The sequence below is a fragment of the Bradyrhizobium sp. C9 genome (genome assembly GCF_002532045.1).
Lineage (GTDB): Bacteria > Pseudomonadota > Alphaproteobacteria > Rhizobiales > Xanthobacteraceae > Bradyrhizobium.
This window is the reverse complement of sequence record NZ_NWTG01000003.1, coordinates 85,589-101,818: the sequence shown is the minus strand read 5'-3', so window position 1 is coordinate 101,818 and position 16,230 is coordinate 85,589. Positions and strand designations below refer to the sequence as shown.

Genomic DNA, 16,230 nt, shown 5'->3' with positions numbered 1-16,230 from the left:
TTGTCAGCGGCCCGGGCGCAGGCATCTGATCGTGAGGTCCGATGGCTCTCACATCCGCCTCCATTGCGCCGCGTGGAAACGCGATGCTCGATCGCTTGGAACCGTCGGTGAGCGCGTGCGTATATCACGAGTGGGGTACCGCAGTTAAAAAGTCGCAGCCAGATTCCTCGACCAGCGATTGAACCGCTGGTCGAAACGGCTACTTGCCTACCGAGAATGGACCTCGGCGCTGGCGGCACAGCATCCGGATATCTCACGGTGTGAAACGGCTGCGAAGCTAGGGTTGTTTTTGTAGGCCGTGAAGGAGCGCAACCGGCGATTCCGGAGCCGACCTTGGCATTATTCTCGCAACCGTCATCAAGCTGTCCGGTATCATAGTCCCCAAATAGCTCCAGCTGGGATTGAAAGCGCGGCGTCGCGCCGGGCGCGTGGCGACGTCGCGCCACCATTCCTCTACGGCTTGACGATCGCAAGGGAGCAGCATGCCACCATCACCCGTAAAAGCGCTCCAATCGACAAGGGAATTTCTTGGAACAGCTGTCAGGAGCGGCACACCCCGAGTGATCGCGTCAACAAATTCAGCTCGCAGGCCGCGGCCAACCGCTTCTTGTTTGGCGAATTTGCTGATCACGAGGAGATCGACTTTGTCGCGAAGCGCTTGGGAAACGACAACTGCGGCCTCAGCTAGTCCGTTTGTATCGAGCGTACAGGACGCTGCCCCGCTGCCGAGTAGCTGGGAAATCGAGATCTCTCGCCCTGTCGCAACGTCGACGGCGAGCATAACGTGCGTGCCGTTTGTATTTATAAAGTGTCGCTGGACGATGCCGCCGACGCGTACGTCATGCCGCGCGAGATCCTGGACGAAATTGGCGAGCAGCCCATCGGCGTCGTCCTCTGGCTGGTAGAGAATCGCCGCCAAAGCTGTCGCATCGACGTTGTCAAAATTGTCGATCATGGCCGTGATCCGATTTCTGATCGTTTCGGGTGTCGGCGCGCCGCTATAGAGCATCTTCGAGTGGTATCGCAGGCGTTATGAGCAACCGCTCGGGGGGTGAGACCGGCAGGGCTCGCGCGACCTCGGCGAATACGTCCATTCCGTTGCTGAGCCCTAGCGCGTCATAGGAGCGGCGTGGGATGCGGGACAAAAGCGGCACGCCCGAACGGCCAGTTTCGAGCGCTAGAACCAACGTGATCTCCGATTCGTCGAACGGAAGGGAGGCTTTGATGCGTGCCGGAAAGACATTCAGGAAGGAGCTTGCGCGTGGAGCCTCGCGCGCGATGCTGACATCGGCGGCTGCAATGCGCAGCCGTAGCTGCGCGCCAGGTCTGAGCGGCGGCCCAGGTATTAGCAGACGCGCGCCTCTGAGGCGGACGATGATGAGTCCATAGCGCCCGTCGTAGCCGCCGACCACGGTATCAACGCAAACCGCCGCTTCCCCACGCGCGGCAAGCACTGGATCACTTTGAACGACTTGAAGCGGTCCGGCCGCAGTCACCATGCCATCTTTCATCATGACGAGATGATCGGCGAAGCGCTCGATGTCAGCCATGTCATGGCAGATATAGATCATCGGCAACCTGAGCTCTTCACGCATGCGCTCGATAAATGGCAGAATCTCGCGCTTGGCGGCACGGTCGAGCACAATGAGCGGGTCGTCCAGCAAAAGTAGCCGCGGTTGGGCTAGTAGCGCGCTGCCTAGGGCAAGTCGCTGTCGCTCGGCGCCGGAAAGATGTGACGGAGAGCAGTCAAGCAGCGACGCCAAGTCGAGCAACTTAACCACACCATCAAAGTCGATCAGTGTCGCCCTCGATTTCGATGCATTGTACAGAAGAGTGCGCTTGACAGACAAATGAGAAAAAAGAATGGGTCGCTGAAATACATATGCGACAGGACGCAGATGAGGCGGCCGAAACGTCGTCTCGTTCTGCCAAATTTCACCATCAACGCCGCAGAATCCACTCGGTAGAGGCTGGATGCCGGCGATGCAACGCGCGAGTGTGGTCTTGCCGCACCCCGGAGGACCGAAAATTGCCGTGACACCTTTGGCCGGCACCATGAATTGCGCATTCAGCGGGATGCTTGCGGGAGCACCGTTGAAGGCGACTTCGATATAGCCCGGTCTTGCTTCTCTCACCTGCCCGCGCCTATGCTGTATCTTGCCGTCAAATCATGAGGAGAATGGCCGAAGGCGATGATCACCATGCCGCCGACAATCCATTCTGCTTGGCTCCAGCGCGGCGTCTCCGCCCCGAGGAAGCCAAAAGGCGCGGGGGCAGCATTGCAGATCGACGGTGTTACGACAGCCGGCATCTTGAGCGTCTCCGTGCCATTGAGGATCGTGGCAATCGAACGCTTCCGGGCGCGCATACCAATCACACACGCAAGGCGAGAATCCGATAACGCGAAATCCTCAGCCAGCTTGGCTGGGCGCCGGTTGTCCGCTGGCTGAACTGGCAAGGCTTGCGTCGTTTGGCTGTAGAGGTGTCGGCTACCGCCAGAGCTTGATGCCGCTTCGGGGCCGGCAATCGGCGTGAAAGACGCCACAGCGTTGGTGACCAATGTGAAGTGTGCGCCGGTACCCACATTCATGGCTTCCGCAACGTCAGGCGCAAGCAGCATCAAAGCCAGGTCGAATAGGATCAACCGGATAAACCTCATTGGGACCCTGAACATGGACCGCGGCGACTGCTTTCGTCGCGGTAGCTCCTTGCTCCTCACCCAGCAATCTGCGTGCCGGTTCTAAAAAATGGCGCACAGCGCGCTTTGGCTCGTGGTGAAACTCTTATGTGTCCCACCCAGTGTGTGGAATGGCCGCCTCGTGTCGTCGGGTTTCAGACGTTCGCGTCGCCAATCGGCCACGCAGGACGGACGAAATAGATCCTGAAGATGATGCCGTCGGCTCTGGCGTCGAGAACGACGTTGCAGGCGTCGCTACAATTTGTCGTCCGTCTGATCTGCGCCGACAAAAGGGGTGCTCATCGGCTGCATTTGGTTCATTTAGCAAGAAGTTTAGTGATATCTTGGATTTCGAAAATCCGCCTTACCTTGAGCTCACCAGCATCACGATCCAGCCCTCGTCTACCCCTAGCGCGATCGCCCTTGCAACCCTCAGACGACGCCTCACGCGCGAACTCACGAATGATCTCCTGATCTCATCACCAGCACGCAGGTGGCTTCGTCTGCGAACAATCGCTTGCGCTCGCTGCCTGGACCGCTCTCGCGTCCTGCTGCGGGCGCATAGGAGAACGCAAGAAGCCATGACTATCGCCCGACTCCGTATTAGCGCTCCGCAGTCACCGTATCGAGTGTGCGACATCGTAGTCTTGGAGACGGACCCGACGCCGACAAGCGCCAGATTTGCTTCGGGCCGTTCCAAGTGTGCGCGTTAGTTCGTCAGAAACACCATCGAAAGCCTGCAATGTATCCTACGATATCGCCACATGCCATAAGCTCCCAGCGCGTTCATTTCGCCGGCGGTCGGCCGCCAAGGTGTCGAGGATGATCTGCGATGGATTGCCGCGAATGTCTCCACGGCTTATCGCGTGAGTTGTGGTCAGATTGACCCAGCGTCGATCTATAACTCGGCACGGTCCGCATTGTCCGAAGTTCCAGAGGCTACTTATTCGAGCGGGTTGCCAATAGGCGGGACAAATAGTTCCGAACGCAATGGCATTCGTCGACGTCATTCGCCAGAGGTGACCACGCGCAGATGCGTGTTGTACTCGGCCTCAAACGCCCACCTCGTTTCGAAACAATCAGCGAGTCTGTGCGCGGAGGAAGCCGCAGCGATATACATCAGTTGGCATAGATTCTGCTCAGCATAAGCAGCACTGAAGTAATGCGAGAATGTCGGCGCTGCAGCGTTTGTTGTAAATGGCGCGCGGCGCTTTCTCATGTCGCTGTGTGAGGATTGTTGGAGGCACTTGCGGCTGCTGGCGAGCCGCCAAACCGAATGTTCGTCAGGTACGAGTCCGCCAAGGCTGAGCAGAAGGGGGACGTCGCTTTAAGTGCAAGAAGGCCAGCCGCACCGAAAAGCCGCGCATCAATCGCGAAGTGACCTCGCATCGGGGTCCACGCACTAGGAGGAGAGGTGAATCATAATGTACAGATTGGTTGCCTTAATGCTAGCGCTGTTGGCTCAGCAGGAGTGCAAAACCGCGCAGGCGAACGCGGCGGAGGATGTCGTGAATGCGCCCCTCGCGCGGTCGGATTACGAGCGTGCACTGACGACCGCAGACCGATATGGCCGGCTTACCGTGAATGTCCCAGACGTGCCGTTTTGGCTGGGCGAGCGCGAGGCGTTCGTCTATCGGCGGACGACCCATGGCAGGCACCAGTTTATCCTGGTTGATGCCGAGAAAGGCGTAAAGGAGCCCGCTTTTGATCAAGCTAGACTCGCGGCCGCACTGAACAAAGCGAGCCACCAGAACTATCAGCCCGAGGATCTTCCCTTCGACCATTTCGAGCTGACCGACAAGGGTGGCAGGATGAGCTTCGACCTCGAGAATACGCGTTGGAGCTGCGAGCTTGCAAGCTATACCTGCACCGCCAATGCAACGCACTCGGGCGCCAATCAGCAGAGCCCCTATGACGACACGCCGCGGGCAGACAACGATCCAAACAAGAAAGGCGCATCACCTGATGGCACATGGCTGGCCTACATTCGAAACTACAATCTCTTCCTGCGCAGCCAAGACGGTTTGCAGGACTTCCAGTTGACCTGGGACGGAGCTGAGGGTGACTATTATGCTCTCTCGACACTAAGATGGTCTCCAGCCTCAACTCACCTGGCCGTCTACCGGATCCGTCCAGCCCACCAACGGGAAGTCCATTACCTCGAATCGTCGCCGGCGCACCAGCGTCAACCCAGACATTTCACCTTGGTGTATCCAAAACCAGGTGATGCCTTGGCATTGCTCCAGCCCGTGCTGTTTGAAGTCAGCAGCCGACGCGCGGTAACAATCGATAATGCCGCGTTCCAGAATCCTTACGGCCTTTCGGCGATCCAGTGGTGGAAGGACGGGCGGGGCTTCACCTTCGAATATAATCAGCGTGGCCACCAGCTCTATCGCCTGGTGGCGGTCGATGCCGCCACGGGCCAAGCGCGCGCGTTGATTGATGAGGCAAGCAAGACCTTTGTCGATTACCAGCCATTGGTGATGAAGCAGCTGAATAGTGGAAAAACGTTTCGCTATGACGTCGATGATGGAAAGGAGATCATCTGGGCCTCGGAGCGCGATGGTTACGAGCACCTCTATTTGTTTGACGGCCGAACAGGCGAGCTCAAGAACCAGATCACCAGAGGAGATTGGGTGGTCCGTGCGGTGTATTGTGTCGATCCAGTGAAGCGTGAGATCTGGTTTGGCGCCAGCGGAATGAACCCTGATGAGGATCCCTATTTCGTCCATGCCTATCGGATCGGCTTTGATGGAAAAGGACTCACGTCACTGACGCCTGAGCCAGCCAATCATCACATCGAGTTCTCGCCTAGCGGTCGATACTATGTCGATCCGTGGTCACGCATCGGCGTTCCGCCCCGCATGGTGCTGTACCGTGCCAGTGATAATGCCGAACTGATGCAGGTTGAGAGCGCGGAGATCTCCGAGCTCACTGCCGCTGGCTGGCAGCCGCCGCTCAGCTTCCACGCCAAGGGGCGCGACGGCGAGACGGACATATGGGGTATCATTCACTTGCCGACTAATTTCGATCAGCGCAAGAGATATCCAGTGGTGGAGCACATCTATGCAGGCCCCACTGGTTCCTTCGTTCCCAAGTCCTTCTCAGCTTCAATCGAGCCGCTCACACAACTCGGCTTTATCGTTGTTCAGATTGATGGAATGGGTACCAACCATCGCTCGCGCGCGTTCCACGACATTGCCTGGAAAAATCTGAGGGACGCCGGCTTTCCGGACCGGATCCTATGGCACAAGGCGGCGAGTGCGAAGTACTCCTGGTATGATATATCCAACGTCGGTATCTTTGGCACTTCCGCCGGTGGGCAAAACGCGGTGAGCGCGTTACTTTTCCATCCCGATTTCTATAAGGTCGCGGTCGCGAACAGTGGCTACTACGACAACCGGCTAGACAAGATCTGGTGGAACGAACAGTGGATGGGGTGGCCGGTCGGCGTCGAATATTCGCAATCGTCCGCCATCGACAATGCGGCCAAACTGCAAGGTAGATTGCTTCTCATAGTCGGCGAAATGGACCGCAACGTCGATCCTTCCGCCACGTTCCAGCTTGCCGATCGGCTCATCAAGGCGGGAAAATACTTCGACATGCTGTATGTGCCAGGCGCAGATCACGGAACACCGGGCAGTTATGCACAGCTCAAGCTCCTGGAGTTCTTGGTCCGTAACATTCTCGAGCAAACACAGCCAAACTGGAACACCGGCTCAATGGAACTGCCGAAGAGCAAATCAGGCCATGATGGCTGACAATCCATCGGGATCCAGGCCCCGGTGCGTGGCGCTCCACGATCGCGTTCTCGAAATTGAGAAATGCTCGTTGCCATCTACGAGGTCTCTCGCACATGCTGTCATGCGTACCTCCATCCTGATCGGCGCACGTAGCTGCTGATGCCGACAACGGCTTCATCAATTGGCCCCAAATCAGGGCGCGAATGCTGCGCGCGGCGGTGGACTGCGAAGCCCGCGACGTCGCGCCCGATCCTCGCTTTAAGTGAGAGTCGAGAAGCGGGGGCGCTCAAGCAAGCCGGAAGAACTCAGTGCCGGATTCGCTTCATTGTGAGCTCCAGCTTGACACGGTGCAATTTGACGTCGCTGCGGGAGGCTTTGGTGCTCGCACCATCTTCCCTTGGCAAGTTGACGAGCCTGGCTCTGTAAGCCGGCAGCCTATTTCTCTATAGAGGGCTTTGGCGTTGTGTCGGTGCGCGCGGGTAATATCGGATAATCGATCTTAGGCAGCTGCCCGGTAAGTGAGTTTAGAAACGCGACGATGTCGTCTTTTTCTCTATCGTTGAGCTTCACTCCGAGTTGTATCTCGCTCATCACGCCAACAGCTTGCTTGAGGCTCCAAACTTGGCCCGAATGGAAGTAGGGAGGACGCAATGCGACGTTGCGCAACGGCGCGGAGCGGAAAACATACTCGTCGTTAGGTACCTTGGTGACGGCGAAACGGCCCTTGTCGTCCCTCGGCAGCAGGCTTGCAGTTGGCCGTTCCGTCACGCCGAACGGGAAGTAGTCTTGGCCGCCGACGTTGATACCATTGTGGCAAGATGAGCATCCCTTTTCTATGAACAGCTTTAATCCTGCTTTCTGCTGAGCACTGAGAGCATACGCATCGCCCTCAAGGTATTGATCGAAGGGAGCGGCGGGCGTGATCAAGGTCGCCTCGAAGGCCTCGATGGCCTTGGCGAAATTGTCAAAGGTAATGGGCGTCGCGTCGTTAGGAAACGCCTTGCTGAACATTACGATATAATCGGTCATTGAATTCAACGTATTGAGAAGGCGAGCGGGCGTCGCATTCATTTCCGCGCTGGCCTGGACGGGGCCTACGGCTTGCGCCTTGAGGTCAGCCGCGCGCCCGTCCCAGAACTGTGCCACATTGAAGACTGCGTTATAGACCGTTGGCGCTCGACGTGAACCTAGCTGCCAGCGATGACCAACAGACCTCGGGCCGGCATCTGCTCCGCCGGTCCCAAGATTGTGACATGTATTGCAGCTAATGACCCCGCTCGCCGATAGCCTCGGATCGAAGAACAGGATCTTGCCGAGTGTAACCTTTTCGTGGGTAATAGGGTTGTCCCTGACCGCAGGTACGATAGAGGGGATCGGCTTGAAAATCTGCCTCGCTGCACTCATCAATTCATCGTCGGCGCCTGCTGTTGACGAAGCCAGGATCCCAGCGGCCAGAACACATGACTTGGCTGCGATGTAAAGCGTTCGTGCCGCTGATTTCCTCATCCTTGGCTTTGCCTTTGTCGTAGTTCGTGAAAGCCGCGAACAGAGTGCTAGGTCGCAGCTAGCCTGTCTATCATCGAAATGACTCCCAGCGATCAAAGACGAGCGACATCCATTGGGGTACTCATCCAAGTCTGATCCGCTGTTGCTGCGTAGTAGCAACCGCCGTGCCAATGGAGTTCAAGGGGGGCCGTTGATTTGGTCTTGAACAATTGCAGGAATGCCAGCAGTCGGCTCGAACCTTTGGGATCAACCGGCGTTCCACACGCGACGATGGCCATGCTGACGAAGTGTATTTCGGCCTGCTATCTCAACCGATAGGCAAGCCATAAAGCTGTCGGTTTCGCGATTTTAGACGCGTAGGCTTACAACTAGATCGGACGCTAAGCAAAAACGCGGAGCATCGACGCAATTCGTCGCGTCATTGATGCGACTAAATCGTGTGACCTTGCGAATCCGTCAACTATGCGTTGCGTTCCAGCGTGGCCGAGCAGTTATCGGCCGTCGTTGGATAAGGCTTCGTATGCGCTGCGTCCAGTGAAGCGTGCAATTGCCGAAGAACTCTCCTTGCGAGCTCCCGTCGATATATGGATATGCCTATCTTGGAGCGTATTGACACTTGTTCGACGATCAAAGTGCTTGAATCGACCGTAACGTCAGGTTGTAGGCAGTGCCATGCAGGATCGGTCGCCTTGCAGAAATGTCATGTTGGGAACTAACATCGCGAATGTCACAAGCCTAGACACAATACCTACAGCGGGCTGCGTCCGCTGCATGCAGCCAGCCTGCGTTGCGCTTTGATCTTGGCAACAAGGTTTGGCGCGCGATGCAACGATGATTCGGACCGCAAATGACGCCGGCCGCTCCTGCCGATGCGGCGACCTGCTTTCCTAGACAAACGATACTCGCGAGGCAAAGAGCAATAGTGAAGATTGTGCAACTTAAGAGAGTTATGTTGAGCCAAAAGCGACGAACCGGTTGGGCTTATCGCGCGCCTCGCCATGTCACCGCCCTTGTTGCGATCGCAGCTACGTGGTTCACGGGATACGCTAGCGCGCGAGAACGTAGATCGGAAGAGATCTTGACGTCTTGCAGACCAGACGTGATGCGATTCTGTGACCGTTTTACAGGGCGTGGCGATATGGACGCGGCCATGTTTTGCCTTAGGGACAATTTCAAAGGCTTGCGCGTCGAATGTCGCCGCGTGATGCCAACCGCGGCGGAGAGAAACGGTGGGTCGAAAAGACGAGGCGTCAAAAACGTTCCGATCCTGCATCGAGAGTGAGGCACCGGAGCGGGGGGATTCTTAAGCACCGGAATGCTCGCATTAGCCTCCGATCGAGGCCCGGAAGGAACCGGTTGATGCCGTTGCGGCGTTCTCAACGAGCTTTTCAGTGGATTCACTTGAACCGATGGGACTGCTTTTGGTTGAGTTCGCCGAAGGGCTCAAGACCAGAGGAAACGCGGTCGTCAGGAGCCGCTCAAAGGCTGCAAGCTGTTCAAGCAGACGCTTCTCAACGGCAGCACTCTCCTCGCGAGGCAGTTCCGTCTTAAGCAATCGACGACAGCGCCAGATCTCGTTTCTCACCCATCTGATCTCACTTAATCTATCGTCAATCGAAGTCATCACAAATGCAGGTTCACTTGAGCATTGGGGGTGCAACGCGTACGCTTCAGCACTGCGTAGTCCCTCCGTCCGCATTCATGCCGATGGAGTTCGTCGCCATTGCTCGGCGGATGTGGCGAGCGGTTCGATGTATTCAACACTGCTATCAACCGATATCACCTTACGCTGGGCGTGCGAGCGGAATTTTCTGCGGATTGCTGCGGGTTTTCGGCGCTACGATCATCTGGGTTGAGGAATTTCTGCGCTCCACAGGGTCGATCGGCGCGCAGTCACGTGCAAACGCAGGGCAGCAGCTCACGACTGGAAAACGGAGCGATGTGTTCCCCCGACGATGATCAGTGTTGCCGTCGGACCATCACATTCGTTTCCCGATGGGCATGTCCATGAGTAAGGTGCGCGCGCTTCACCAACATCCTGGAAAGGCATGGCGGCGGTGTTTTCCCCTATAGATAAAAACGAGCGTTACCGCGATATCCCGGGCGTGGCCCGATCGAACGAGCGCAGGAGCGGGCGTGGGACCTCACTGGGTGAATGTCACTCGAAATCGTGTCGAACTGAATGGACGCCCCATTGGTAGCCGCTGCGATAGTCGGCTGTGCAACGCCACGCTTCGATACCAATTTAGTAGCTTGAACCCCACGTTGCGTCAGGTTGTAGTCTCGCAAAGACAAAGGCAGGCGGGACGGTCGTCGAATGGTTCAGCATGATCGGACAGGGATGGCTTCCTTATTGCCGACATTGTCGCTTGCGGGCCATGGGCAAGACCTTGGGTCCATCGGCGGGAGACGGCTGTGCTGGCCGTTGTTAATCGCGCTGCAACAACCGGAGTCGTGATATGTCATGAGGTGATGGAGTGATGCGCGCAGCAGGATGTCGCTGACAACTGCTTTAATCACGTTCCTCGCTGTGCAGTGAGGGCCCCGCCGAGTGAACCGCCGGTCCTCGCAAGAGATGCTTCAACTGCGTAGGCGGTTAACATTCAGCCATAAGCGGTGACTAGTCGCATTGAGCTTGTGGCTGAACAAGGCGCCGCAGTGAAAGCTCGGAAGATCCCATGTCTACTCAAGCCAATCTGACGACGGCGCTAAGCGAGATCGATTGTGCTCGCGACATCGTTGAATTCTCAACTGTGGTGGTTGCGCGCGACAAGCAGCTGCGCAAGGCGGACCATCCGGTCTTTCTGCAAAAGGCTGCGCTTGAGTTTCAGTCTAGATTCCTGCCGAATTTCGAGGAAAGCATCCGTGCCGGGAGATCGTGGGGATATGCCACGACATGCAATGCGGTGAGCCGGAAGGCCGGAGGTCAGGTCGGCCGGGACGTTTGCGAAAGAATAGCTTCTCGCGTGTCGCTGCTTGACCATGCGCTGATTGGAAAAATCGGGATAAGAGCCCTTTCCATATTCGCCGCATCATTCGGTCGGCATTCCAACAGAGCAGAATGTCGCAAAGGGGCGATCAGAATAGCGAAGTTTTGTCGCGAGGAAAGCAGGCCGCTTCAAGAGTTGAACAATCTGAGCCTGGCGGCGCTGATAAACGGCTTCAGCAAATGGCCGGAAGAAGCAGACTTTCGCCAGGCGGCGGTTGCAATTGCGGGCGATGTCATTCGGCGCGCAGGCCGCCATCACCAACTCTCCGACTTTACACAGCAAGGATTGGTGAGCCTGGTCAACGGATTCAGCAAGTGGCCGGATGAGGCGGCTTCGCGCCAGGCAGCAGTCACGCTTGCACTCGAAATTCTGCATCGTTTCGGCAGGCTCTGCGAGTTTCCTCAGCAGGGATTGGCCATCCTGGTGAACGGTTTCAGCAAGTGGCCGGAAGAGCTGGCGTGTGGTCAAGTCACGATTGCGATCGCAGGCGAAGTTCTTCGTCGGGTCGCCCGGTTTCATGAGTTTGGCGAGCAGGATCTGGCAAATTTGGTGAATGGCTTTAGTAAATGGCCGGATGAGGCAGTCTCTCGTCAAGCCACAATCGCGATCGCAAGTGAGCTCCTGCACCGTGCTGACCAACTTCCTCACTATAGCCAACAAGGATTGGCAAACTTGGTGAACGGGTTTTGCAAATGGCCTGAAGATGCGACCTGTCGTAAAGCTGCAATTGCGATCGCTGGTGAGGTACTTTGGCGTGCTGTCCAGCTCCCCGATCTTACCCAACAGGGCCTGGCGAACCTGGTGAATGGCTTTAGCAAGTGGCCGGAAGAGCCGGCGTTTCGCCGAGCAGCGGTCGCACTCGCTCGTGAGGTTCTGCGCCGCGCCACTCAGCTCTACGATTTTTCACAGCAGGGGCTCGCGAACCTAGTGAACGGCTTCAGCAATTGGCCGGAGGAGCTGCCGTGTGGTCAAGTGACCGTTGTGCTCGCGGACGAGGTCCTTCGCCGTGCCGGCCGCAGGACGGGACTCTCAGACTTCACTGCCCAGGATCTCAGGGGCCTGGTGATCGGTTTCAACAGATGGCCGCTGCAGAGCGCTGCTCGCCAAGCCACGATCGCGATCGTCAATGAGGTCCTAGGCCGCGGTATCCGGTTCTTTGACTTTACCAAACCGGAATCGGAGAGTCTGATGGATGGCTTCAATAGGTGGCCGCAAGGCGAAGCAGGGCATGGGGCGATAGCGAAGATCATCGAGGAGCTGCAACTGATACAAAGTGAAGCCACTCAGCTCCGGTCAGGGGAGAAGTGGTCCCACCAAACAAGGCAATCGGCCAAAGAAGCCTCTTCCTAGCGGTGTTCATGCGTAGGATGCGGCGAGGTCACAACACGACAATCCCACGCAGCGACCCTCTTGGGATGCAGTCGGAGGCGTGCACAGCCACAGAATTGAGTAAACAATCGGAAGGACGTAGTTGTTGATCCAGGCTGAGAAGGATGTCGTCGAGCAGATGCTCTCATCATTGGCGATCAGCTTGTTGCAGAATCGTGTTGCGCCCTCCTACGAACAGGTGATGCATCATTTCGGATTAGCCTGCGAAAGAGCGGGGCTGATCGCGACGGAAGAGGTGGCAGTTCGGATATTGAAGCGCGTTTCAAGCGAAATCAACGAGGCGCAGTCGGTGCTCGAGTTTATCGGACGCGGGGCGGATCTATTGCATTGATCTCGAAGTTAAGAATATTCTCTCGAATCAGTGTCAGATGCAGCCGGGCGCGCGTTGTTCGACTGAGAAAGCGCCCCGGCAAGGGCCGAGTCGTCCGCTTTTGCTGGCCGAAACCTGCGGCAGTCTGAGCCGATCTGGCAAGATCGATCCTTGCCGCCAATGTCAGAATAGGTGGGAACTCGCTATCCGGGAGGTTATGCCAGCCTTTGCCGATTGCGCCGGGGCGTATCGCCTAGCGTCCCAACGTGGCCATCTGAATGAGCAGGGGGCGGTTTGTTGCCTCGGGAGTAAAGGAGCCGCAACTCGCCGGCTGTCAGCGCCGCGCCGCCGGGGCGCCGTAAACAGCGAGCATTTTGCCAAGCTTAAAACTCGGTTGATCCTCGTCTGCTTTTCGTCGGTCCGCTATCTACGCCTAAGCTTCGGGAGAGGCTGATGGCCAGCCGTCCGCCCAGTGTTCGTCGCTCCGAAGCCCGTCAGCTTATCGACAGCTACGTCTCGTAGCAGGAACGTCTTTACTGGCTGGTCCGGCTTGATGTTCTCAGATCGGCAAGAGAATTGGATGGTATCCATCAAGGGATTTACCGCCGAGGCTTTGGCTGTGCTGCGGTGAGCTGCAGTTGCTCGCCTGCAGGCCGGTAGGTGTGCGCGCCAGCCGTGGGCGGTGATTGCGCCGTATGACCGCCAGCTTTGTCATCAGCCGATCAGCGCGCCAACCCTGGTGAGGCTGACGGCTTAAAGGTGCGGCTGCGGACGCGCTTGGTTTGGATACGGAGAGACGGCGATGAATACAGAGCAGCTTGGCTCAGGCACTCCTTCCGGAACTTCCGATTCGGAAACCTCCGAGCCGGCATCTGCGACTGCCACGCAGTGGGGCGAAGCCCTGACGGATGCGCTGGCGTCCGCCGGCGAGGCGTCCAGCTCGCAGCTCGAGGTCTTGTCGACCTGGGCTGCCGAAGGCGGGCAGGGGCAACACGAGGACCGTCGAGAAGCGGTAAGTCGTACGAGGGCTTGGCAGGACAGAGGCGATGTCAATGAGGCCCTAGATCTGTCGTCCCTGTCCCTGACCGGCTTGCCTGCGCCGACCCTGGCAGGGCTGCGTCGGCTGAATGTCGACGACAATCAGCTGAACAGCCTTCCTGGGAACCTTCCGGCCAGTCTCCAGTGGCTCTCTGCCAGCAATAATCGGCTGACCGGCCTGCCCGAGCTTCCAAATGGCCTGCTGCAGCTCGATGTCATCAGCAACGGGCTCACCAACCTGCCCGCACAGCTACCGCCCGGGTTGCTGCGGCTGAGGGTCGATAACAATCAGCTAACCAGTCTGCCTGATCGCCTTCCGGCGACGCTTGAGGAACTGGACGCCAGCGGCAACCGCTTGACCAATCTGCCCGACCTTCCATCCCGGCTCCAGCGCCTCAACGTCGACCACAATCAGCTGACGGACTTGCCCGAGCCTCTTCCGGGCGGGCTCCAATGGCTCAGCGCTAGCCATAACGAACTGACCAGTCTGCCCGAAACGGCGCTTCCCGACCTAATTTGGCTCGGCGCCAGCAACAACCAGCTGACCAGCGTACCCGAGACCCTCCTGACACAGCTAAGCGGTTATTCTAGCGTTAATCTGGAGAATAATCCGCTCCCCGATTTGGTGCAGGCTGGCCTGACGGCAGCGATACATGCAGCAGGCGATGCAGGCCCGCAGGTCTTTTTATCGACGGCCGAAGGCGCGCTGCGAGTCCAGCCGCGCTCCCTGCAAGAGGTTGTGGCGCACTGGCTCGAGGCCGAGCCGTCGGTAATGGCCACTTGGCAGCGCTTCGCCCAAGAATCGGGTGCGCAAGACTATGCACGCTTCCTCGACCGGCTCCGGGGTACCGTGAACTATGGCAACGACGGGTTCCGGCAGGCGGTCGTCGAGGATCTGCGGCAGGCAGCCGTCAGGCCGCGTTTGCGTGAGCAGTTTTTCCAGCTGGCCTCGGGAGCGAGCGAGCGCTGCGAAGATCGGGTTACCTTGACCTGGAACGGCATGCAGAGCGCACGTCTGAACGCTGACGTTGAAGACGGCGTCTATGACGGGCGGTTGGCCGAGCTGCTTCAGCAGGGCCGTGTCCTGTTTCGGCTGGAGGCGCTGGACGGGATCGCACGCGAGACGGTCAACTCGCTTCGTCGTGCCGATCCTGACGCCGACGTCGACGAGATCGAGGTCTACCTTGCCTACCAGACCCGGCTGCGCGACCCGCTGCAGCTGCTGCACATCGCTCCGGACATGCGCTTCTTGAATGTCTCTAACGTAACCGAGGACGATATTGTCAGGGCCGAGGCGTCGGTGCGCAATCAGGAGGCAGCGGAATTTCCGGACTACCTGGCAACGCGCTGGCATCCATGGGAGAGCGTATTGAGGCGCATCGCACCAGAAGACCATGCTGCAATGGAGAGGCGGCTCGTCGACGCGATGGGGGATGAATTCCAAGCCCGCTTGGATCGGCGACTGGCCGAGAATAGTCTGACGGGCGATGCCGATGCAGAGCGAGTGCTTGGCGCCCAGATTCGCAAAGAGATCGCCCTCGAGATCAAAGGCCCGGTTATGCACCAGGTCCTCGAAAGATTCGGATTTGAGCTTTGAAGCGCCCTCGAGCGGGAGCCGTCGATCCGGCCAGCTGCGCGCAATCTCAGGCGGCTATCGATCCTTATCGAGGAACGAATGGAGAAGTTTCGTCGAGCGAATGAGTTGCCGGCAGGTCTTGGTCGCTTGGTAGTGCGGACGATCAAGAGAAATACTTCTCTCGGCTGCTCGACCAGGCGAGCATTCTGTCGAATATCACTCGTTCATCTCTGATAGCGAAATGGATAGTGAGCCGGTCCCTCAGTCGCCCTTGTGCCTCGTAGGCTCTCGATATTCGTTGCGCGAGACCGATAGGACCCTCGCTGCATCACGCTCGCCTCCAAATCACGAAACATGGTGTAGTTTCGACGAATCCACTGATGCAGTTCGGTGGTCCAGTCCTTTTCGTCGCGCAGATACCCGGTGAAGGAAAAGCTCAGTCGATCGACATATCTCTTTAGAAACAACGGCAGCGCGGAAATCCGGAGCACTCGCTCACAATCCATCGCTTCAGGTAGTCCTCCGCGCAGCACGAATTCATTGTGGACGGTGACCAGCGCCGCCGGTGGAATCTGTCGCCGCAGCATTTCATAACCACGGAAGGAATGGCGGTCAGCGCCCGCGACGAAGAGGATGACAGGCGCGACATAGCAGCGCGCGGTTTCCTTCATGAAACCGATCTCCTCGCACATCTTGAAGAACTCGTCGAAGGCGTGGAAGCCGAGGTCGATCACCTTGGCTACCCGATCGTGGATGATCAGTGGATCCATCAGTTGCATCTTACCGCAAGTGTCAATTACATCTGCGGTCTCCGTGATACTTGGAAGATAATCGAGCAATGACGGCTCCTTCAGATTGACATCGAAGGAGAGCGCCGTGCCATTTTTCAGCAGCAGGTACTCGCTCACGAGGCGAGCGACGAGAGTTTTTCCGACCTGCGGGCTAGGAGAGCAGATGATGTAGATGGGGGTCGCTAACATAGCCAGCAGATCAATCTCGCT

Annotated in this window: 10 protein-coding genes; 4 read left to right on the top strand and 6 right to left on the bottom strand. The window is 57.8% G+C overall.

Annotated elements, in window-relative coordinates:
* Positions 1-277: 277 nt before the first annotated feature.
* From CO675_RS08105 to CO675_RS41360, 3 genes are read right to left on the bottom strand one after another with little or no spacing between them, the layout of a single operon-like run.
* Entirely contained in the window at positions 278-955 is a 678-nt protein-coding gene (locus CO675_RS08105) for a DUF2478 domain-containing protein (RefSeq protein WP_097671495.1), read from the bottom strand.
* A gap of 43 nt (positions 956-998) precedes the next feature.
* Positions 999-2,135 carry a molybdenum ABC transporter ATP-binding protein gene (gene modC, locus CO675_RS08100; protein ID WP_198964541.1) on the bottom strand — a complete coding sequence of 379 codons (1,137 nt, stop codon included), beginning with the start codon at positions 2,133-2,135 and terminating at the stop codon, positions 999-1,001.
* Positions 2,132-2,644 carry a type 2 periplasmic-binding domain-containing protein gene (locus tag CO675_RS41360; protein ID WP_245452678.1) on the bottom strand — a complete coding sequence of 171 codons (513 nt, stop codon included), beginning with the start codon at positions 2,642-2,644 and terminating at the stop codon, positions 2,132-2,134. The genes modC and CO675_RS41360 overlap by 4 nt, the downstream gene beginning before the upstream one ends.
* A gap of 1,457 nt (positions 2,645-4,101) precedes the next feature.
* Between CO675_RS41360 and CO675_RS08090 the strand changes: the two genes are divergently transcribed.
* Positions 4,102-6,438, top strand: coding sequence for a S9 family peptidase (locus CO675_RS08090; protein WP_097671493.1), 2,337 nt, complete (start codon positions 4,102-4,104; stop codon positions 6,436-6,438).
* Between the two features lie 417 nt (positions 6,439-6,855).
* Here CO675_RS08090 and CO675_RS08085 read toward each other — a convergent pair whose 3' ends face one another.
* On the bottom strand, positions 6,856-7,926 hold the full coding sequence (locus CO675_RS08085; RefSeq protein WP_097671492.1) for a cytochrome-c peroxidase: 1,071 nt from the start codon (positions 7,924-7,926) through the stop codon (positions 6,856-6,858).
* A 2,270-nt stretch (positions 7,927-10,196) separates the two neighbouring features.
* Positions 10,197-10,385 (bottom strand): DUF802 domain-containing protein, encoded by a 189-nt coding sequence (locus CO675_RS41975; protein ID WP_461847331.1) that lies wholly within the window; start codon positions 10,383-10,385, stop codon positions 10,197-10,199.
* A 219-nt stretch (positions 10,386-10,604) separates the two neighbouring features.
* Here CO675_RS41975 and CO675_RS08070 point away from each other — a divergent pair, with 219 nt between their 5' ends.
* From CO675_RS08070 to CO675_RS08060, 3 genes are all read left to right on the top strand, one after another.
* A complete protein-coding gene (locus CO675_RS08070; RefSeq protein ID WP_097671489.1) occupies positions 10,605-12,266 on the top strand; it encodes a hypothetical protein in 1,662 nt (553 codons plus the stop codon).
* Between the two features lie 124 nt (positions 12,267-12,390).
* Positions 12,391-12,636, top strand: coding sequence for a hypothetical protein (locus CO675_RS08065; RefSeq protein ID WP_233475201.1), 246 nt, complete (start codon positions 12,391-12,393; stop codon positions 12,634-12,636).
* Positions 12,637-13,417: 781 nt separating this feature from the next.
* Complete coding sequence (locus CO675_RS08060; protein ID WP_097671487.1) at positions 13,418-15,250, top strand: NEL-type E3 ubiquitin ligase domain-containing protein; 1,833 nt, start codon at positions 13,418-13,420, stop codon at positions 15,248-15,250.
* Positions 15,251-15,453: 203 nt separating this feature from the next.
* Here CO675_RS08060 and CO675_RS08055 read toward each other — a convergent pair whose 3' ends face one another.
* Positions 15,454-16,209: a hypothetical protein gene (locus tag CO675_RS08055; protein WP_097671486.1), complete on the bottom strand. Its 756-nt coding sequence runs from the start codon at positions 16,207-16,209 to the stop codon at positions 15,454-15,456.
* Positions 16,210-16,230 lie beyond the last annotated feature (21 nt).

Excerpts from the sequence above, each read along its gene's own strand:
- CO675_RS08105 (WP_097671495.1), bottom strand. The coding sequence starts at position 955 with ATGATCGACAATTTTGACAACGTCGATGCGACAGCTTTGGCGGCGATT.
- CO675_RS08090 (WP_097671493.1), top strand. The coding sequence starts at position 4,102 with ATGTACAGATTGGTTGCCTTAATGCTAGCGCTGTTGGCTCAGCAGGAG.
- CO675_RS08085 (WP_097671492.1), bottom strand. The coding sequence starts at position 7,926 with ATGAGGAAATCAGCGGCACGAACGCTTTACATCGCAGCCAAGTCATGT.
- CO675_RS08070 (WP_097671489.1), top strand. The coding sequence starts at position 10,605 with ATGTCTACTCAAGCCAATCTGACGACGGCGCTAAGCGAGATCGATTGT.
- CO675_RS08060 (WP_097671487.1), top strand. The coding sequence starts at position 13,418 with ATGAATACAGAGCAGCTTGGCTCAGGCACTCCTTCCGGAACTTCCGAT.
- CO675_RS08055 (WP_097671486.1), bottom strand. The coding sequence starts at position 16,209 with ATGTTAGCGACCCCCATCTACATCATCTGCTCTCCTAGCCCGCAGGTC.